We start from the raw sequence: 19,971 nt of genomic DNA on the forward strand, positions 1-19,971 counted from the left end.
ATTACTCAACGAAGTACAAGTAGAAGATTTGGTTGCGGGAGCAGGATTTGAACCTGCGACCTTCGGGTTATGAGCCCGACGAGCTACCGAGCTGCTCCATCCCGCGATAGTCAGGACGACTGAGTGTCAGTGTTGCCACAAAACTGGCGCTTTTAGCTGACTTTCCCTGTCCATTAATATAAGTGGTGGAGGCTGACGGGATCGAACCGCCGACCCTCTGCTTGTAAGGCAGATGCTCTCCCAGCTGAGCTAAGCCTCCAGGACCCCTGCGATTGCAGGGCGTTTTGCTAGGTGACCCGTAGGGGATTCGAACCCCTGTATGACAGCGTGAAAGGCTGCTGTGTTAAACCGCTTCACCAACGGGCCATTTCTAAGAAAGTGATGGCGGATGGAGTGGGATTTGAACCCACGAGACGGTTCGACACCGCCTACACGATTTCCAATCGTGCTCCTTCGGCCGCTCGGACATCCATCCGTATATTTGAAGTGGATCAAAGTGATCCGCTTGTTTGCCTTCCAGAATTCATATGTTAGCATGCATTCATCAGAAACGCAAGAACTTTTTAAAAGAAACTTAAAAAGTTCAATGTGACATAACTTTTCTGCTAGGCACAATAGCCATTGTAGCGCGTGGAGCATGTGCTGTCAACGAAAAGTAATGAAAATCTCAACTTTTTTCTCTGTCCCCATATACGGATGTGAATTACGTACATATCATTACCTGTCAGTAGCAATGTTACTCGCCGAATACCACTCTTTTTGTCGAGCCAGCTCGTATCTACACTAACAAGAGAACTCACCATAGGGATTGTTCAAATGGTATAATTTAACTTGAGACAAGACTGGCGGTGGAAGACCACGGCACAGCTTCCTGTAAAGGGGGTGATGCTGATGGTCTCGCTCGGCACGCTTTACCTTTTCCTAAAAGTACTGGCAACCTTGCTAAGCCTCTGGTTTAGCAGCAGGAAGCTCTACCGATGGATAAGAAAGTGGCGTAACAAGCGAAAACCCACCGCCTAAGGTTGACCGCCTGACGGTGGGTTCGCTGTTTTTGTAATCATGCGCGCCGTGGGTGTGCCACAGCTACTTGTCTCAGGAGCCTTGCCGCTGCAACGGTATTGGCTCCTTTATTTATATGTCGGATTATCCATATCTCTACCAGTAGTTTAACACCCTTTTTCCATTCCATACAACATTAGCAGCGATTTACAAGTAGAAAGGATTTGAATTGGATGACCTCGATCCGTCTAGCTACTCCTCAAGACATTCCTGCTGTCTGTACGATTGATGCTATGGTGCTCGGTTCAACCAGTCGTTCATCTGAACTTAAAGAAGCCATCGAGCACGGGCATTGCTACTTGGCGTTAATCGACATGAATATCGTCGGTTTTGCCATCATCAATCAATCGTTTTTTAAGAACAGCTTTATTCATCTACTCATTGTTCACCCTCACTATCAGAACCGAGGGGTTGGCGAGGAGATGATGCGCTTTCTGGAAACAATCTCCCCTACGGAGAAGTTGTTTACTTCTACTAACCTTTCCAACGAAAGAATCCAACGCCTCTGTCAGAAGCTCGGATACGCTCACTGCGGAACCCTGACTCACCTAGATGCTGATGATCCTGAAATGTTTTTCTGCAAGTACGTTCGCCATCCACTATGATTGATTCCGCTCATAGATCAAACGAAGTCCTTTTAGCGTTAGATTCTGATCCACGACATGGATACAAGAGGTCTCATTGGCAAAAAGTGCTGCCAGCCCTCCCGTAGCAACTACGGTAGGTCGCGTACCGTATTCGTCCATGATTCTACGTACAATGCCTTCGACCTGACCGACGAACCCGTAGAAAATGCCGGACTGCATCGCCGCTATCGTATTACGACCAACTACACTTGCAGGCTTGGCGATTTCGATTCGCGGCAGCTTGGCAGCACGAGTGAAGAGTGCCTCAGTCGATATCCCAATGCCGGGAGCAATCGCCCCGCCCCAATACTGCGCTCGCTCGTCCACATAGCAAAAGGTCGTCGCTGTACCAAAATCGACAACAATGAGTGGCGCTCCATAATGATGAATCGCAGCAACAGCGTTCACGATTCGATCGGAACCTACCTCTCGCGGATACTCATACTTGATGTTCAGTCCCGTCTTGATACCCGGTCCAATAATCAGCGCTTTTTGTTGCATGTATTTCCCGCACATACGTTCAATCGTGAGGTTTAGAGGCGGCACGACAGACGAGATAATGACGCCTCTCACCTGTTCAAAGCCAAGCCCCACGCTACTAAACAAGCTTTTGACGAGCATGCCGTACTCGTCTTCCGTTTTGTTACGATCTGTGGACACTCTCCAATGGTGTTGGAGCTCGTCGCCTTCATACAAGCCCAACACAATATTGGAGTTGCCTATATCGATCACCAATAACATCGTGGTCGCTCCTTACCGCTTGCGTGTATTCAGATCGAGGCTGATATCAAACGCTTTGACAGAATGAGTCAGCGCCCCTACCGAAATGATATCTACACCCGTTTTTGCAATGTCACCAATCGTCTCCAAACTCACACCACCAGATGCCTCTACAACGGCCCGTCCATTGATATACTCCACGGCTTCCACCATTTGATCGAGGGACATATTGTCGAGCATGATCGTATCTGCACCTGCTGCCAATGCTTCCTGAACCTGTTCGAACGATTCGGCTTCTACCTCGACTGTCATCGTATGAGGAATAACCGCGCGTGCCGCTGCAACAGCCTGTGCGATACCACCCGCTCCTTTGATATGATTGTCTTTGATCATCACGGCATCATACAAGGCAAAACGGTGATTGTAGCCTCCCCCGACACGAACCGCGTATTTTTCCAAAGCCCTAAGGCCTGGCGTGGTCTTTCTCGTATCCACAACCCGGGCTTTTGTCCCTGCGACGGCTGTGGCGTATTCACTCGTTTTCGTAGCAATCCCAGACAAACGTTGCATTAAATTAAGGGCAAGCCGCTCCCCGCTCAAAATTGAACGAACCGAACCGCTGACTTCGGCGATTTGCTGACCAACCTCCACCCTTGCTCCTTCTTCTACTTTTGCCTCAAAAACGAGGGTCGAATCAACCGTGGCAAATACTTGCTCCGCAATCGGCAAGCCAGCCACGATTCCCGCTTCCTTGGCATATAAAATGCCGACACCCTGCTCCGATTCAGGAATCGTGCTCATTGTCGTCACATCACCAAATCCCACGTCTTCCTGTAGCCATTCCTCTATTTTTCGCTGAAGCTCCCGTTTATTCCACATCATGCTTCTCACACTCCTCTTGGACACCATCTTCTACAGACTGGATCAAATGCTTGCGCCACACCAAGTCGTCTTTATTCGGAAAATCAGTACGATAATGCCCACCTCTGCTTTCTTCCCGTAAAAGTGCCGCTCTCGTTGTCAAGACGGCAGCATTCAGCAGATTGAAGAATTCAAACGTTTCCAGGCTCTCAGGCTCATACTGGTAGTATTGCTCCATTCGTGCAAGCTCTGCTAATGCTTTCGTTAATCCTTTTTCGTCGCGCTTCACACTAACATGCCGCAGCATGAGCTTTTGCATTTTCAATCGTTGTTCACGTGTATTGAACGCTTGGGGAAGTTTTTGCTTGGAAACAACCTGGAAAGGATGGATGCTCGGCATATCAGCCAGTTGCTTGATCCGCTCCGCGATCCGGTGACCGAATACAACCGCTTCCGATAACGAGTTGCTGGCCAGTCGATTCGCTCCATGTACCCCTGTGCAGGATGCTTCCCCGCATGCAAAAAGCCGCTTCGTCGAAGTCTCCCCGTTTAAATCAGTCTGGACCCCACCCATAATATAATGGCAAGCAGGAGCTACTGGAATCCAATCTGTCACCATATTGAGACCGTATTGTAAGCAAAAATTATAAATCGTCGGAAAACGCCGCTTAATAAGCTCCTCTGATTCGTGGGTAATGTCGAGATACACGAACGTAGACTTCGTTTGTTCCATCTCAGAGACAATCGCCCGTGCCACAATATCACGCGGCGCCAGCTCTTTTTGTGGATGGTACTTGTCCATGAAGCGATCACCATTGCTGTTACGTAAAATAGCACCCTCTCCACGAACGGCTTCCGAGATCAAAAAGCGCGGGGCTCCCGGATAGTAAAGCGCAGTCGGATGAAACTGGATAAATTCCACATCTTTAATGCGGGCCCCCGCCCGATACGCGATGCCAATCCCATCTGCCGTAGCGATTTGTGGATTCGTCGTGTAACGGTAAAGCTGACCTGCTCCGCCTGTAGCCAGTACCGTTGCTGTCGCTTCCAGGAAAAACAGTTCGCCATCCGGCTTCCGGACGAGGACACCCACGCATTCGCCATCCTGCGTGATGACATCTACTGCAAAATGATATTCCAAAACCTGAATGTTTGGCTGCTCCATCACACGCTTGGACAAAGCGCGGACGATCTCTGCCCCAGTGGCATCTCCATTCGCATGCAAAATACGTCGTTTGCTATGCGCGCCTTCCTGTGTCAGCTCGTACTGCCCTTGTTCATCACGGTCAAATTCCGTTCCATATGCAATCAGTTCATGCAAGCGATCAGGGCCTTCGTGCACCAGGATTTCCACAGCGTTATACGAGCAAAGACCTGCTCCAGCGATTAACGTATCCTGTCGATGAAGGGCAGGAGAATCAGATTGGGCTGTTACAGCAGCGATTCCTCCCTGAGCCCAGCGTGTGTTACTATCATCGAGTCCCTTCTTGCTGATCAACACCACATCCGCATACTCACTCGTTTGCAACGCCGTATACAACCCAGCAATTCCTGCTCCAATAACAGCTACATCTGCCCTCATCCGAGGTAAGGTGTGCAAATCAAAGTCCACAATATAACGGGGAATCATGACTGTGTCCCTTCTCTCTTGTAACTGATGATTTTCCACCCATTATAGCAAATACACGCTTGAAGGAGATGCAAAAAAAGAGTGCCCGCAAAAGCGAGCACTCCTCTCTATCCGATTAATTCGAATGCGTTACACATTCCTTACACGTGCCATATACCTCGAACTTGTGCCCCGTCACTTGAAACTCTTCCGGTACAGCGGAAATGATATTCATCGGACATCCCGGCAAAGAAGAAGTCTTTCCACATTCGGTACAAATTACATGGTGATGATGGTGTCCATCTGTCGAACAGGCCAAACGGAATCTGCCTTCCCCGTCCAGCTCCGTCTCTTCCAGAATCCCCAGCTCAACAAAAGTGGAAATGTTGCGATAGACGGTATCGAAGCTGAGTGTTGGATACTGCTCCTTGATTCTCTCCATAATATCTTTGGCAGACAGGTATCGCTTCTCGGCCGCGCAGATTCGAATCATCTCCTCCCGCTTGCCGGTATACTTGAAACCATGTTCTTTCAATATTTGCAGCGCTTCTTCTACTTTCATCGACAAACACTCCTTCCTTTTGTCATATCCGGATAACTCTTACCGGAAAGCGACCCGCAGCTTCTTTACACTTAATACTGCCAGCATAACCAATACTGCCATCAGTACAATTGTACCACCAGATGCCCAATCAAGGAGATAGGCAAAATACAAACCGCTCAACACGGAAAACTCCGCGAACAAAATCGACAAGAAAATTGTTTGACGAAAGCTTTTCGCGATTTGCAAACTGGCAGCCACCGGGAGCGTGATCAGCGCCGAGATTAACAGGACACCGACAATACGCATGGAGGCCGCAATCGTCAGAGCGACGAGCACCATGAACCATAAGTTGATCGAGCGCCTTGCCACGCCAGAGACGCGAGCGAATTCCTCGTCGAAGGAGACCGCAAAAAGCTCCTTGTAAATCAACAAGACCGTCCCCAAAACGACAACTGCCACACCAATCAGCGCATACAGGTCTTCGATGGACACCGTCACGATTTTTCCGAACAAGTACGAATACAAATCTGCATTAAAACCGTCTGCAATACTGATCAATACCGTAAACAGCCCAAGCCCTGCGGACAAAATAATCGGAATCGCCAAATCCTGATACGCTTTGTACACCTTCCGCAGCCGCTCGATGAACAACGAACCGATCACCGCAAATAACATCCCGAAAAACAGCGGATTGACTGCGGAGAAGAAGGCGACCTTTTTGGAAATGAGCATCCCGGCAGCTACGCCGGACAGCGTGACGTGTGACAAGCCATCTGCCATCATCGACAAGCGACGAACAATGAGAAACGTGCCCAAAATAGGGCAGATCAGGCCAATTAAAATCCCTGAAAACAGGGTATAACGCAAAAAGTCATACTGCCACCAATCAGCAAGCATGTGCATATTCCTTCTTTCTTACCTATTTACAAAGCTTAATGATGATGAGACAGCAGTCTGACCGAATCACCGTACATACTTTGCAAGATTTTTTCTTGGTTATGCTCAAAATCGTGCGCTGTTCCGTGGAAGTGAATTTTCTTCTGCACACAAGCCACCTTGGTCACCCATTGCGACATGACTCCCACATCGTGACTGACGATCATCATCGTCAATCCGTTCTCTTCCTTTAGTGAACGAAGCAAGCTGTAGAATTGATCGATCGATTCCTGATCGACCCCGACTGTTGGCTCATCGAGGATCAACAGCTCCGGTTCAGCTACGAGAGCTCGCGCTATAAATACGCGCTGCAATTGCCCACCAGACAAGTTGCCGATGCGTTGATCCAGCTTTTCCAACAAGCCGACACGCTCCACCGCAGCCCGTACACTCTCATGATGCTGTTTCGTCAGTCTGCGAAAAAGGCCCACTTTGCCGACCAATCCAGATGACACGACTTCTCGCACCGTCGCCGGAAATCCACCCGCTCCATGCGCGACCTGTTGAGCGACGTATCCAATGCGATTCCATTCACGAAACTTGGATAGTGGTTGCCCGAACAGCTCCACTGTCCCTTTGTTTGGCGTCAACAGACCCAAAATCAGCTTCATCAGCGTAGATTTCCCTGATCCGTTCGGCCCGACGATACCCACAAAGTCTCCGCGTTCCAGTGTGAATTCAACCTCATCGAGAACCTGTTTGTCTTCATATTGAAAGGAGACGCCTGTGAGCTTAATGACAGGCACCTCTTGTTTATTTGGTTCCATGAAATATCCATCCCTTAAATCGGATTTGTTCTTATTTGATTCCCTTCATCGTACTACGATTTTGCCCGAACCACAAGCATCCTACTATTGAAAAAATGCCGCCTGGTAAGCGACATCTTTTCGAGGGAAAACTTATTGGAGTGCAGTCTTTAATGTATTCATATTGTCGCGCATGATGGACAAGTAATCACGACCCGCCTTTACATCGTCTTCCGTCAAACCTTCCAGCGGATTGAGCGTAGCCGTCTTCACGCCAGCTTCCTTCGCAATCACTTCCGCTACCTTCGGAGAAACCAGCGTCTCGAACAGCACATACGAAATGTTATGTTCTTTTATATGCTCCACCAAGTTCTTCAACTCAGCCGTGGATGGCTCTTCAGAAGGGTTGACACCAGAGATCGATACTTGCTCCAGCCCGTAGCGTTTTGCCATATAACTGAATGCGCTATGAGAAACCATGAATTCTTTCTTCGGCGCTTGTGTAACCATGTCTTTGAACTCTTTATCAAGCTGCTCCAGGTCTGTTGCTAATTGTGTGTAGTTCTTTTCGTAATCGACAGCGTGTGCTTGATCCTTTTGCACGAGCGTATTTTTAACCTTCTCTGCCTGCGCCTTCAGTTGCATCGGATCGAGCCATACATGAGGATCTAGGTCCCCGTGGTCATGCCCCGCCTCTTCCGCGTGCTCTTCTCCTTCATGCTCATGCTCAGTTGCACTGATCAGCTCGAGACCTTCCGTCGCATTGACGATCGTTGTCTTGTTTTTGTCGAGGTTGGTTACAGCCTTCTCTACCCACAGCTCCAAACCACTGCCGTTATAGGCGAAGATATCTGCTCCCGACAGAGCGACCATGTCTTTTGCGGTTGGCTCGAAGTCGTGAGGCTCTACGCCAGCGGGAACCAGATTCGTTACCTCCACGTGCTCACCGCCGATTCGCTTCGCTACATATTCCAATGGATAAATTGTCGTGTATACTTTTGGCTTCCCGGACGCGTCACTGCCAGTTTGCGGAGTACCAGTCGTTTCGTTCGCTGCCCCACATCCCACAAGCCCCACTGCCGTAATGAAACTGAGGGCTGCCAACATAGCTCTTTTCATCTCTATTTCCTCCTGCTCCAATTCAAAATGATTCCGATTTACGTTCTCGTCGTTTTTCATTATACGGAGAGGAGCCTAAAAAGTAAATAGGATTTATTCCGATTTAAATGTTATAAGTGCACATCTTCTCTCCCAGCTTCACAATTTCTCCATCTCATTATGATAAAATAACTGGCAGGAGGTATGTCCAAGATGAAACGTAAATCATGGTTAGCCATTACTTTTATCACCGCAGCTCTGCTTACTGGCTGTGGCTCTACTGACCAAGCTGAACAGAATCATAGCGATCACACGCAGCACGCCCCCAATGGTGATTTGCAGGAATTGACTGCTTCCGCTGATCAGCTACCGAAATTTTTAGACAACCAAGACCCTGTCATTATTGGCTCCTACAAAGTTGCTGCGGCCAACCGTGAGCTGCTCAAATCCATTCCATGCTATTGTGGTTGTGGTGAAAGTGCTGGACACGGGCATAATGGCAACTGCTTCATCAAAGAAGAAAAGTCTGATGGCTCCATCGTCTGGGATGACCACGGCACTCGCTGCGGCGTATGCATGGAAATCGCCGTTATTTCCGGCAAGATGAAAGAAGAAGGCAAATCTACAAAAGAAATTCGTAACTACATAGACCAAACCTATGGGCAAGGCTACGGAAAACCAACTCCTACCCCGATGCCGTCCTAAGCACATATAACAAGACTTCCCGACGAGGAGGTCTTTCTTTTTTCCCTTTTATGGGATAGAATGATGCATAGATATTCGAGGTATCGAAATCCGAGGTATAAGGAGGTAGCTATGGCAGTTAACAAAGAGTTGATGAAAGGCAGTACGGTCATTCTCATTCTTACCTTGCTGGAACAAAAGGCGATGTACGGCTATGAGATGATCAAAACGATGGAAACTAGCTCGAATGGTGTGCTGTCTCTCAAGGAAGGCACCCTCTATCCCATTCTCCATACCCTTGAGTCTGATGGAAAGGTGGAAGCATTTTGGAGTGAGGGGGAAGGAGAGCGAAAACGCAAATATTATCAAATCACCCGCGAAGGCAAGAAGCATCTGAAAGAGAAAAAACAGGAGTGGGAATCTTTTCGTACCGCTGTTGACTCCGTATTGGGAGGACAGCCTATATGAGCGAAAACAAGCGAATTGCGCATTACATAAAAGAGGTTTGCGGTCAGATTAAGAATAAAGAGGTTCATCCAGCCATTACGCTAGAGTTGGAGAATCATTTCGCCGAAAAGATCGAGGATTATCGTGAGGCTGGATATCGGGAAGATGAAGCGACTCGGATTGCCATTGCGGAGATGGGTGATCCTGTCGATGTAGGGCGTCACCTCCATCAGGCGCATAAACCGCGGATGGAGTGGGGAATTGTTTCGATTGTAGGAACCTTGATCGCCATCGGGCTTGTTACACTATATTCGCTTCATATCGCGCAAGATAGTAAAAATTTGATCGAGAGACAACTGTTCGGCATCGTGATCGGAACAGTCGTCCTCGTGGGTATTCTCTTTTGGGATTACAGTAAATTGAAGCTTTTTAGTGAGGCGTTGTATTTCAACACGTTGATTATACTCCTCTATACACTTCTAGAAGGAAAGCCTATGAATGGTATCCAGTATCTCGATATTGGAAGCTTTCCCATCGATTTTATTGGGATCAGCCCCTTCTTATTCACCGTCGCCCTCGCAGGAATTTTCAGCAAGTGGAAGGAGAACAATCGCTATTCGATCGTCAAAGCGTTTGCGTACTTCCTGCCCCCTTGCCTGCTTCTCGCGTTTGGCGAGTACGAATTTGCCGTTCTCTTGTACGTCGGCGGCTTTATCGCGCTCGTGATCGCTGCCAAGCCTACTAAGCCTGTTGTTCTGGGCTTCCTCGCTATGGTTATTGCGTGTGTCGGTGGAATGGTTTACCTCTTCGCTAAACCTTATCAGTTAGATCGTCTGATTTACTACCTGAATCCTTATCTTGACCCGGATGGAAACGGATATATCATCATTCAATCCTTGAAAGCCGTCGAGTCAGCGAGCTTATGGGGCCAAGGCTTCGGGGCCTCTCTAGATACATTGCCCGCCCTTGAATCTGACTTTATTTTTGCTTACATGGTATATATTTTTGGACCAATTGTAGGGATGGCCTTTTTCATTCTGGGCGTTGTGCTTATGCTTCGTTTCCTCCATGCCATCAAACGGGTAAAAGATGTTTATGGCTCCTTGCTGTTATCCGGCATGATTGTTCTCTTTTTCACCCCGTTTTTCTGGAGTATTTTCATGACGGTCGGTCTGGTTCCGCCAATATCTGTGAATCTGCCATTCGTCGGGTTTGGCACCGTGCATACCGTACTACAAATGGCCTTGATGGGGCTCGTCCTGAACATTTACCGCCGGAAAGACATCCAGCCATTGACCAAAGCTTCTTAAAAGAAAAAGGGAGTAAAGCCCCTGTGCTCTACTCCTTTTTCCCTTTTATGAGACTGCCCCTTATGCTGGCGCTACCGCTAGCATCCGCTCCAAGGAAGCACGTGCCGCATCAGCAACATCCTTCGGAACAAAAATCTCCGGTTTCATATTCTCCAGCGCCTCGACGCACTTCTTCAGGTTGTTCACCTTCATATTCGGGCAGACGAGGTACTTGGAAGCGAAAATGAACGTTTTGTCCGGGCTGTCCTTTTCCAGCATGTAGCGTGTGCCGTCTTCCGTTCCGATAATAAACTCTTTGTGCGAAGACTCACGGCAGTATTTCAAAATTCCGGTCGTGGAACCAACGTAGTCAGCCAGGGATACCACTTCTGGGCGGCACTCCGGATGAACGACAACCACAGCCTCTGGGTGCTGCTGCTTCAACGTCATGATATCTTCTACAGACAGTTGGTCATGCGTATTGCAGTACCCTTCCCAAATGATCATCTTCTTGTCCGTGAATTGGGATACATAGTGGCCGAGGTTTTTGTCCGGCACCCAAATGATCTCATCACTGTCGATCGACTCGATCACGCGCTTCGCGTTGGACGACGTACAGCAGATGTAGGTTTCTGCTTTCACATCCGCAGAGGTATTGATGTAAGCCACTACTTTTGCATTTGGATGCTGTGCCTTGAGCTTGCGGAGTCCGTCTACGTTCACCATGTCCGCCATTGGACAGCCAGCCCGTTCATCGGGAATAATGACGGTCTTCTGGGGATTGAGAATTTTTGCACTTTCTCCCATAAAGTGAACCCCACAGAACAAAATCACATCGGCATCCGTTTCTTTCGCTTTCTGCGCCAATCCAAAGGAATCTCCAATGAAGTCAGCGACCTCCTGAATCTCGGGACGTTGGTAAAAGTGAGCAAGAATGATGGCATTACGCTCTTTCTTCAACTGCAGCAGTCGTTCACGTAACTCAGCGTTGCGCTGGGCTTTTTTTTCTAACGCTAAAGCGTCCATGGAAAAAATCCCCCTACGGTGGTGTCATAATTTACGGTCATTGTAAGCGTATAACCTCACCTTGTCAACGTGGTACATTTTGAACGAAAAAAGCAGAAACCGGCCTGTACAGACACAGCTTCTGCTTTTCATACTCTTACTCGCCTTTTTCTCCGAGAACACGCTCCCGAATAAAGCGGGCAACGCCTTCCTCATTGTGGTGTGGGGCGATATATTTGGCCACCTGCTTGATCTCGTCAGAAGCGTTTTCCATCGCGACGGAATACCCTGCGCCCGTTAATGCCTCACGATCGTTTTCTGCATCGCCAAATGCCATTACTTTCTCTGGGGAGATTCCCCATTTCTCACAGAAGTATTGAAGCCCTTCCCATTTGGAAACCCCTTGAGGAATCACCTCGACATTCTGCTTTCCGGATGAAGTGATGGTCACTTGCTCGCTCCATGGCTTCAGCTGCTCTTTCACCCACTCCAGACGATCCGGTTCATTATGCCAGATGAAGAATTTGACGATTTCTACTTCCCCGGACTCCACTTTTTCCAGCATCTCTGCCAATGGCTCTACACGAGCGAGCCTGTAGTAAGGAAAATTCAAGATCGAGAATCCTTCCACAGATGCGTCCTCACTCATCGTCGCTTCCAAACGCTCACGGTCTTCTTTGATCATCCAGGGATTGCTGTTGGTATCATGAAGCTCATAATAAATTGTTTCTTGCCTTAGTGCATGGATCGCACCGATTACCATCTCAGTAGGAAGGAGCCATCGACGGACCAGCGTGCCATCCCCTTCAAAAACAGCGCCCCCATTGCTACAGACATACCCGTCAAAAGGAAAGGAATCAATCGGCATTTGAGCGGAGCCATACATCCTGCCCGTAGACAAAACGAGTTTGCAGCCTTGCTGTTGCAATTGGCGAAGTGCTTCTTTCGTCCCTTCTGTCAGCTTTGAATCGTGAGTCAGTAAGGTTCCATCCATGTCAAATGCAGCCATGCCTGGTGTAAGCAACATATCCAATCCCTCTCATTCGCTTTGATTTGCTATTGAGTCAACATAGTGGAGGAGAAGAAAAAGCACAGTTCTCTTCGACTCTGACACGCCAGCATGAGGATTCACTGGCCGTCTCCACTCTAAAAAGCGGACCGTCGAGCCAAAGCCACCCTACGGGCGGAAGTTTCTCAAGGAAGAAGTGTTCGACAAGCGTGGTCCCCTTTTTAAAGTTCCGACTGGGTTGGCGTTGTCAAGGGCTACGAGCCCTGTGCTTTTTCTTCTCACTAGCTTTATTGGTTCATCGAAACCTTTAAAACTTAGGAGCTAAACACCCATAATATTTATAGCAAAAAAGGGCACCTGAGGCGCCCCTTATTGTTTCGGTTCTTCGTTTGTATCTTCTTGCTTTGGTTCTTCTTTTACTTCTACTTCTTCCAGCTTCGGTTGAATATTCACGACCACATCTTTATTTGCATCTGGATCGTTATCCATTTTACCTGTTTCGATTAATTGCTTGATCTGGTCAGCATCGAGAGTCTCTACACGGAGCAGCGTGTTTGCAATCAGATCGAGCTGATCACGGTGCTTCGTCAGCAATTCTGTACACTTTGCGTAGCACTCGTTGATAATATTTTGCATTTCGAGATCGATCTCGTAGGCAATCTTATCAGAGTAGTTACGCTCATTGCCATAGTCGCGGCCCAGGAATACCTGACCTTGACTCTTACCGAATTGCATCGGTCCGAGCTTGCTCATTCCGTATTCGGTAATCATGCTGCGAGCGATAGCAGTCGCGCGTTGGAAGTCATTATGCGCCCCGGTACTAATATCCCCGAGCACCAATTCTTCCGCAACACGTCCACCCAACAGGCCGACGATTTTGTCGAGCAGGTCTGTCTTGGTAGCAAAGAAACGGTCTTCCTTCGGCAGCATCACTGTGTATCCGCCAGCTTGGCCGCGCGGAATGATTGTTACCTTATGTACCATTTCTGCATTTCTCAGGTGATATCCGATGATCGTATGACCAGCTTCATGGAAGGCAACCAGACGGCGTTCGTCTTCGCTCACTACGCGAGACTTCTTCGCTGGACCTGCAATCACGCGGTCAATCGCTTCATCTACTTCCGTCATCGTGATTTGCTTTTTGTTTCTGCGGGCAGTCAAGAGAGCCGCTTCATTTAGCAAGTTCTCCAAATCTGCACCCGTGAAGCCCGATGTACCACGAGCAATCACTTCCAGCTTCACGTCTTCGCCAATCGGCTTGTTACGGGCATGAACCTTCAATACCGCTTCACGGCCTTTGATATCAGGACGATCCACTGTAATTTGACGGTCAAAACGTCCCGGACGCAAGAGAGCTGGGTCGAGAATGTCAGGTCGGTTGGTCGCAGCGATCATGATGATCCCTTCGTTTCCACCAAAACCGTCCATCTCTACGAGCAACTGGTTGAGAGTTTGCTCGCGTTCGTCGTGGCCGCCGCCGAGTCCAGCTCCGCGTTGACGACCCACGGCGTCAATCTCGTCAATAAAGATAATGCAAGGAGCATTTTTCTTCGCATTTTCAAACAGGTCACGTACGCGGGATGCACCCACCCCAACGAACATTTCCACGAAGTCAGAACCGGAGATACTGAAGAACGGTACACCAGCTTCGCCTGCAACAGCGCGTGCGAGCAAGGTTTTACCTGTACCCGGAGGACCTACGAGCAGTACCCCTTTTGGAATACGAGCGCCAACCGCATTGAACTTGCGGTTGTCTTTCAGGAAATCAACGACTTCCTCCAGCTCAGCCTTTTCTTCGTCCGCTCCTGCTACGTCGTCAAAGGTAACGCGTTTCTTTTCTTCGTTGTAAAGCTTCGCGCGGCTTTTACCGAAGTTCATGACTCGGCTTCCGCCACCTTGGGCATTGTTCAGAAGAAAGAAAAACAGGATGAAGATGATGACAAAAGGAATGATAGAGGTCAAGAACGTGAGCCAAATGCTGTTGCCCTCCGCAGGATTGAACGCTACATTCTTCACCTTTTGTGCATCGATTTTCTCTTCGACTAGCTTAACAACATCTGAGTCATACAAAGGAACATTGGTAAAAAATTTGTTGCTTTCCTGTCCCGGAATAGCTTTTGCCAACGTACCCTCGACCCTGTAAGTACCATTCTCTGGTCGAAGCGCCAACTCAGTGACGTTGTCAGCTTTTAGCTGTACCCGGAATTCCTGATATGTAAGTTTCCCAACCTTATCAGTACCGGAGAGGATGAAATTCACGATCCCGACCGTGACAAGAAAAATCAGTAGGTAGAACCCGGTATTACGAAAAAAGCGATTCATTCCTTACCTCCTCTCACGAACAGACACTTTTCACATTTTATCATAGAAAGTACGGTCTCCACAACAAACCTACTTCGTGTAGACCTCAGGCTTCAATACACCGATATAAGGCAGATTACGGTAGTGCTCAGCATAGTCCAAGCCATATCCCACAACGAATTCGTCTGGAACATCGTAACCCTTGTAATCCGGTGAAATATCCACCTTGCGACGCTCTGGTTTATTCAAGAGAGTCACCACTTTTACAGAAGCAGCTTCCCGATGGCGCAACAGCTCTACCAAGCGGCTCAGTGTCAGTCCACTGTCCATGATGTCTTCTACAACCAGTACGTGTCTGTTTTGCACAGATGTATCGAGATCCTTCAAGATTTTCACCATGCCAGAGGACTCTGTTCCACTTCCGTAGCTGGAAACTGCCATGAAGTCCATTTCGCACGGAATGTTCATGTGACGGATCAGATCAGCCATGAAAATGACTGCACCTTTCAGCACGCAGATGACCAACGGATTTTTATCCTTGTATTCTGCAGCCAGCGTCTCACCCAATTCTCGAACTTTTACCGCGATATCCTCTTCTGATAGCAAAATCTTCTCGATGTCTTGATTCATGAAAAAACCTCCCGCCAATCTTCTCCAAACTCTACCCGCACGTGTAGAAAACGCCTGGTCTGTCCATTGACAGGCGCTACGGCGGAACGGCGCACACCTGGTACCAAAATCACCTCATCGCCCGCCGTCAAAAGCGGAAGTTTGTCACGCCAAGCTCGCGGAAATTTGGCATCAATCAATAAATCCTTTAGCTTCTTTCCATCTGCTGAGCCAAACAGGGTGATGCGGTCTCCAGGTTTTCGGTTACGCAAATACAGCGATCCTGGCAACTGATCGGCATCAAAGACCGCTTCATTCGCCGGAAGTCGCTCCCAATCCATGGGACCTTCCAGGTAAGTAATATGTACCGTGGCCTTGCTCTCGTCAATCCAGGTTACACCGGGAACGGCGAGCTCGTAACTATACGTATGTATGCGATCCTGTCGCTTTCTACGACGAAATGTGATTCGCTCGTACACCCGGTCGACTACCAGGTCATTCGGCAAATGCAATTCCGCAGAAGGGCGACTTCCCCCTAGCATGTGCAAAACGGTCTCCACATGTTGCGAAGACCATTCGGTATGTTTTGAGAGATAACTTAATATTAGAGTAATCATTCTCCTTTGTAAAGCAACGTCACAAGTTTGAAACTTGTCATTGTCCATCAAAAATGCTTCTGGCTTTTTCCTAATCGTTACCATTTCCAACTGCTCAATAGCCAGCCTCATTAAAAGCGCTTCGTCCTGCCGGATTGCCTCCGCGGTAGCCAAGATATGCTCCCGATACTTGTCATTCACTTTTTCCAATATGGGCATGACATCCAGGCGCAGCAGATTGCGCGTATACTTGCGCGATTGGTTACTGCTATCCTCACGGGGGAAGAGATGATGTTCCCGACAGTAGCCTTCCAGTTCTTGACGCGTTTTATGCAAGAGCGGACGCACGAGCTCAATCGGGCAATCCGCAAGCATTCTTCGCTTCGGCATCCCTGTCAGACCTTGTAGCCTACTGCCTCGCACAAAACGAAAAAGAATCGTTTCCACCTGATCGTCAGCATGATGGGCCAATGCCAGCTTGGTCGCTCCTTGCGCCAGACCTACCTCTCGATACAGCCGATAGCGAATGTCGCGACTTGCTTCTTGCCCGCCCAGTCCCGTTTTTTCCATATAAGCGGGGACGTCATACTCAAAGAGGTGGAAGGCCACGCCGAGTTCACGACACAGCTCTTCTGCATAGAGTGCGTCCTGTCTTGCTTCTTCCCCACGAAAGCCGTGGTTCAGATGGACAGCATGCAGCTTCCAATGATACTGGTATTGTTTATTGAGAGAAGCCAATATATGCAACAGTGCGGTAGAATCGTTGCCGCCGGAAATTCCGACAACAACAGTCTCACCTGGAAGCAAAAGCCCCTCGGACTCAATCTCGTTGCGCACGCTTGCCAGCATAGCGGGCTCCTTTCCAAATCGTCAGAACCGAAATTCCAAATATAAGTCCAGAAGCAATCGCGCCGGCCACCATCAATGTCTTGGTCGCCAGAGTAATCCCTCCGACATAATCATTATTCACGAAGGCAAGCATGGCTTTGTAAGCCAACGATCCCGGTACCAGTGGAATAATGCCCGCGACACTAAAATTCGTAGAAGGGACCCGCAGTATAATAGATAAGAGCTGACTGAGCAAAGAGACAGCAGCAGCTGAAACAAACGTCGACAACAAGACCTCTGCACCGTAGACAGGAAGAATGGAGTAGACGAGAAAACCGATCACTCCGGCGAAACCACCCGCTACGATTGTTCGAACCGGCACATTGAACAGCACACACCACGCTACTGAAGAGGCGAAGCTAAGCGCCAATCCTTGTAACAACATCGTACTCACCTCGTAAACGAAAGAATAATGGCTGTGGCTACCGCTACGGAGACAGCAGTTAGCATGGCTTCTACTCCGCGTGAAACACCTGCAACCAAATCACCAGCCATCAAATCCCGAAGCGAGTTAGTGATGGCGATCCCCGGAAACAACGGAAGCATCGCACCAATAATAATGATGCTTAAATGCAACTGCGGAAAGATCGTCACAGTCAACAACGCGAAAAGTCCTCCTAGTAAAGCGGCAGAGAACTCCGTAAAAAACTTCATCCGGACAAACTGTTCTAAATATTCCTGGCTCAGGTTCACAATCAGCCCGGCCATCGCAGAGGGAATCAGACTGCCCCAATCTCCCCCTGCAAGCATGGAAAAGGAGCCGCTGGCCGTAGCGGCTGCTAGATGCTGCAACCATTTCGGATAGATCTGCTTTTTCTGATCGATCTCACGCAGCGTCCGATAGGCTTGCTCCAAATTAATTTTCCCACCGACAAACTGTCGGGAAACATCATTCACGAGCGTAATTTTATTGAGGTTGGTCGTACGTTTGGGGGTACGAACCATTCTTGTATGATCGAATCCACTGCAACGAAAGGACAGGATGATGCTCGTAGGCGTAGCTGAGCTGTTGACGTCATCCATCCCCGCTGCCTTCGCAATCAATGCCATTGTCTCTTCCGTCCGGTATGTCTCTCCACCGTTTTTCAAAATAATCGAGCCTGCCAACAAGCAAGTATCCATCACCAAATCTGAGGACACGAACCGTCACATCCTTCACATAAACCATGCGTAATACAAAGTGCCAGCCAACAGGAGTAGCGAGGCGACAAAAAGACCGCTAATACCCGCTCCTGCACTCCCTTTCGTCCGCGGTTTCTTTTGCGGCTTTTGCTGCTTGGCGCTCATGCTATCTCGCAAGACTGCCAACAGCTCCGTTCGCATTTCTTTCGCGGTCGCAAACTTACCGTGAAACGCCTTCAATAAAGGCTCCCGGTAAGGATACAGGCTGTCACTTTTTCGTATTATATCACAGAGCAATATCGTGTGACGTGGGTCACCAAGGCTGTTTTTCCACGTTTCCGCTCCAACCGTCAGACGCACCATCATCACGGCTGTCGAGAACAGGTCATAACTTACTTCAGCCCGTCTATCACCTGCATGCCAAAAAGCTCGATCATACTCTTCTGTAAACTGCCGAACGGCGTTGCCCAGCTTGGTCACTCCACCGAAATCAATCAAGCGTACCTGCTTGTCCGTTTGGGTAACCATCACATTCTGCGGTTTCAAATCGCCAAAAATATAGCCATGCTGGTGCAAAACATCCAGCCGCGCCAGCAATTGAACCATCATCACTGCCACCCAGTCCGTACCCTCTTGCTTGATATATTCATCCAATTGCAAGCCTTGAAGATACTCCATGGCATAAAATGTACAGGCCTTCCCGTTTACAACGAGATCGTCCACGTCGCACAGGAGCGGTCCCACTTTGGAATCCCGCCCCTGCTGTGTGCTTTTCAACACATTCACTTCCATTAAAATGTCTATGCCTTCCACACCGACCTTAACCGCGCGCTGTACGCCACCTTGGGATACCAGGTACACGGTCCCGTTCGCACCACGCCCCAACTCCCGTAAGACGTGGTACGATTTTTTGTTCCACTTGCCAGTAAAGTGCTTGGGCAGGTCGGGGGTGGCTGCCTTAAAAGACATGGTCACGCAGCATTCCGTTCGAGTCGTCCTCTTCGTCTTGGTCGATATAACGCTCTTGCAGCGAGCGTGGGAGCTTGTCCTGCTCAAACAGGGCAATTGCCTCTACGATGGCAGGTCCTGTAGGAGTAATTCCGCTCATCGCCAAATCACTCGTAATTTGATGGGCCTGCTCGACCTTTTCTGTCCATGGAATGCGGATATCGAGATGCTTTTGTTTCCCCGGAAATGAACCGACCGCCATCCTGCTTTGTCCACTCCGCGAATGCAGACTAATACTGAAATCGTGTATCGCTTGCTGAACAGCCGACAGCTTTGGCTTCATACTTCCTGAGGTGTCCACTAGCATCACGACGTTCAAGCTGCTTTTTTCACCCAGCTCGTCAACCATGCCAGCAACCTGCACTCTTTTATCAGGTGCCAGCTCCTCTATTCCGGAATCGCCCAAAATCTCTTTTAATTCTTTATTGACCACTTGATGAATGGTGCGTGTCATTGCTTTTCGCGTCAGCATTTGTACCGTTTGCGCAAGCTGTTGGGGGTACACGATGTCGCAGAGTCCACCACCCGCTTCCGCAATATCCCTGATTTCCTTTTCCCCTTTTTCACCCAGCTCACTCTTGTCGATTACGCCAATCACATTGACCGTAATTCCTTGCTCCCTTGCCAGTGCCGCCGCAGCAACGGGACTCATCCCCGAGTTGGAGCAGCCGTCTGTCACTACCAATATTTGACGAAGTGTCGCTTCTTTCACAATAATCTCCCCATTCGATCTGTTTTGTCAGTCCCAGCTCCGTGTAGCGAACGTTCATCCACTTCACTTCGCAGGATATTTTTAGCAACAGTATCGACGGGT

At 48.9% G+C, this 19,971-nt stretch carries 20 protein-coding genes and 4 tRNA genes; 4 read left to right on the plus strand and 20 right to left on the minus strand.

Going from position 1 to position 19,971, the window contains the following annotated elements; all coding sequences use genetic code 11:
* Positions 1-29 precede the first annotated feature (29 nt).
* From HP568_RS25305 to HP568_RS25320, 4 genes are all read right to left on the minus strand, one after another.
* Positions 30-106 (minus strand) — tRNA-Met (locus HP568_RS25305).
* Between the two features lie 77 nt (positions 107-183).
* Positions 184-259 (minus strand) — tRNA-Val (locus tag HP568_RS25310).
* Positions 260-292: 33 nt separating this feature from the next.
* Positions 293-366: transfer RNA gene (locus HP568_RS25315), tRNA-Glu, on the minus strand.
* A 16-nt stretch (positions 367-382) separates the two neighbouring features.
* Positions 383-475 (minus strand) — tRNA-Ser (locus HP568_RS25320).
* Positions 476-1,232: 757 nt separating this feature from the next.
* Here HP568_RS25320 and HP568_RS25325 point away from each other — a divergent pair.
* The gene (locus HP568_RS25325) at positions 1,233-1,664 is read left to right on the plus strand and encodes a GNAT family N-acetyltransferase (protein WP_173630556.1); all 432 of its coding nucleotides are present in this window, start codon (positions 1,233-1,235) and stop codon (positions 1,662-1,664) included.
* Here the strand turns inward: HP568_RS25325 and HP568_RS25330 are convergent.
* The 7 genes from HP568_RS25330 to HP568_RS25360 form a co-directional block, all read right to left on the minus strand.
* Entirely contained in the window at positions 1,659-2,426 is a 768-nt protein-coding gene (locus HP568_RS25330) for a type III pantothenate kinase (protein WP_048035594.1), read from the minus strand. The genes HP568_RS25325 and HP568_RS25330 overlap by 6 nt on opposite strands.
* A gap of 12 nt (positions 2,427-2,438) precedes the next feature.
* Complete coding sequence (nadC, locus tag HP568_RS25335) at positions 2,439-3,287, minus strand: carboxylating nicotinate-nucleotide diphosphorylase (RefSeq protein WP_048035593.1); 849 nt, start codon at positions 3,285-3,287, stop codon at positions 2,439-2,441.
* On the minus strand, positions 3,274-4,896 hold the full coding sequence (gene nadB, locus HP568_RS25340; RefSeq protein WP_173630557.1) for an L-aspartate oxidase: 1,623 nt from the start codon (positions 4,894-4,896) through the stop codon (positions 3,274-3,276). Before nadB ends, nadC begins: the two co-directional genes overlap by 14 nt.
* 115 nt (positions 4,897-5,011) lie before the next feature.
* On the minus strand, positions 5,012-5,437 hold the full coding sequence (locus HP568_RS25345) for a Fur family transcriptional regulator (RefSeq protein WP_016740938.1): 426 nt from the start codon (positions 5,435-5,437) through the stop codon (positions 5,012-5,014).
* A 39-nt stretch (positions 5,438-5,476) separates the two neighbouring features.
* The gene (locus HP568_RS25350; protein WP_173630558.1) at positions 5,477-6,316 is read right to left on the minus strand and encodes a metal ABC transporter permease; all 840 of its coding nucleotides are present in this window, start codon (positions 6,314-6,316) and stop codon (positions 5,477-5,479) included.
* 35 nt (positions 6,317-6,351) lie between these two features.
* Complete coding sequence (locus tag HP568_RS25355; RefSeq protein ID WP_007729940.1) at positions 6,352-7,122, minus strand: metal ABC transporter ATP-binding protein; 771 nt, start codon at positions 7,120-7,122, stop codon at positions 6,352-6,354.
* Positions 7,123-7,254: 132 nt separating this feature from the next.
* Positions 7,255-8,220, minus strand: coding sequence for a metal ABC transporter substrate-binding protein (locus HP568_RS25360; RefSeq protein WP_173630559.1), 966 nt, complete (start codon positions 8,218-8,220; stop codon positions 7,255-7,257).
* Positions 8,221-8,412: 192 nt separating this feature from the next.
* Between HP568_RS25360 and HP568_RS25365 the strand changes: the two genes are divergently transcribed.
* The 3 genes from HP568_RS25365 to HP568_RS25375 all read left to right on the plus strand — a co-directional run bounded on the left by HP568_RS25365 (position 8,413) and on the right by HP568_RS25375 (position 10,640).
* The gene (locus tag HP568_RS25365; RefSeq protein WP_048035589.1) at positions 8,413-8,904 is read left to right on the plus strand and encodes a PCYCGC domain-containing protein; all 492 of its coding nucleotides are present in this window, start codon (positions 8,413-8,415) and stop codon (positions 8,902-8,904) included.
* A 111-nt stretch (positions 8,905-9,015) separates the two neighbouring features.
* A complete protein-coding gene (locus HP568_RS25370) occupies positions 9,016-9,351 on the plus strand; it encodes a PadR family transcriptional regulator (protein ID WP_173630560.1) in 336 nt (111 codons plus the stop codon).
* Positions 9,348-10,640 carry an FtsW/RodA/SpoVE family cell cycle protein gene (locus tag HP568_RS25375; RefSeq protein WP_173630561.1) on the plus strand — a complete coding sequence of 431 codons (1,293 nt, stop codon included), beginning with the start codon at positions 9,348-9,350 and terminating at the stop codon, positions 10,638-10,640. Before HP568_RS25370 ends, HP568_RS25375 begins: the two co-directional genes overlap by 4 nt.
* A 60-nt stretch (positions 10,641-10,700) precedes the next feature.
* Here the strand turns inward: HP568_RS25375 and nadA are convergent, their stop codons facing one another.
* From nadA to HP568_RS25420, 9 genes are all read right to left on the minus strand, one after another.
* On the minus strand, positions 10,701-11,645 hold the full coding sequence (nadA, locus tag HP568_RS25380) for a quinolinate synthase NadA (RefSeq protein ID WP_017246967.1): 945 nt from the start codon (positions 11,643-11,645) through the stop codon (positions 10,701-10,703).
* A 136-nt stretch (positions 11,646-11,781) separates the two neighbouring features.
* Complete coding sequence (locus HP568_RS25385) at positions 11,782-12,651, minus strand: HAD family hydrolase (protein WP_173630562.1); 870 nt, start codon at positions 12,649-12,651, stop codon at positions 11,782-11,784.
* 351 nt (positions 12,652-13,002) lie between these two features.
* Entirely contained in the window at positions 13,003-14,955 is a 1,953-nt protein-coding gene (ftsH, locus tag HP568_RS25390; RefSeq protein ID WP_048035585.1) for an ATP-dependent zinc metalloprotease FtsH, read from the minus strand.
* A 69-nt stretch (positions 14,956-15,024) separates the two neighbouring features.
* Positions 15,025-15,564: a hypoxanthine phosphoribosyltransferase gene (gene hpt, locus HP568_RS25395; protein ID WP_048035584.1), complete on the minus strand. Its 540-nt coding sequence runs from the start codon at positions 15,562-15,564 to the stop codon at positions 15,025-15,027.
* Positions 15,561-16,988, minus strand: a complete 1,428-nt coding sequence (tilS, locus tag HP568_RS25400) for a tRNA lysidine(34) synthetase TilS (RefSeq protein ID WP_048035583.1) — start codon at positions 16,986-16,988, stop codon at positions 15,561-15,563. Before tilS ends, hpt begins: the two co-directional genes overlap by 4 nt.
* A complete protein-coding gene (locus HP568_RS25405; protein WP_173630563.1) occupies positions 16,960-17,412 on the minus strand; it encodes a threonine/serine exporter family protein in 453 nt (150 codons plus the stop codon). The genes tilS and HP568_RS25405 overlap by 29 nt, the downstream gene beginning before the upstream one ends.
* 5 nt (positions 17,413-17,417) lie before the next feature.
* Positions 17,418-18,167, minus strand: coding sequence for a threonine/serine exporter family protein (locus HP568_RS25410; RefSeq protein ID WP_048035581.1), 750 nt, complete (start codon positions 18,165-18,167; stop codon positions 17,418-17,420).
* A 15-nt stretch (positions 18,168-18,182) separates the two neighbouring features.
* Positions 18,183-19,118 (minus strand): serine/threonine protein kinase, encoded by a 936-nt coding sequence (locus HP568_RS25415; RefSeq protein WP_235617713.1) that lies wholly within the window; start codon positions 19,116-19,118, stop codon positions 18,183-18,185.
* Positions 19,108-19,869, minus strand: coding sequence for a vWA domain-containing protein (locus HP568_RS25420; protein WP_048035579.1), 762 nt, complete (start codon positions 19,867-19,869; stop codon positions 19,108-19,110). Before HP568_RS25420 ends, HP568_RS25415 begins: the two co-directional genes overlap by 11 nt.
* Between the last annotated feature and the right edge of the window lie 102 nt (positions 19,870-19,971).

This window comes from Brevibacillus sp. MS2.2 (genome assembly GCF_013284345.1).
GTDB lineage: Bacteria > Bacillota > Bacilli > Brevibacillales > Brevibacillaceae > Brevibacillus > Brevibacillus brevis_C.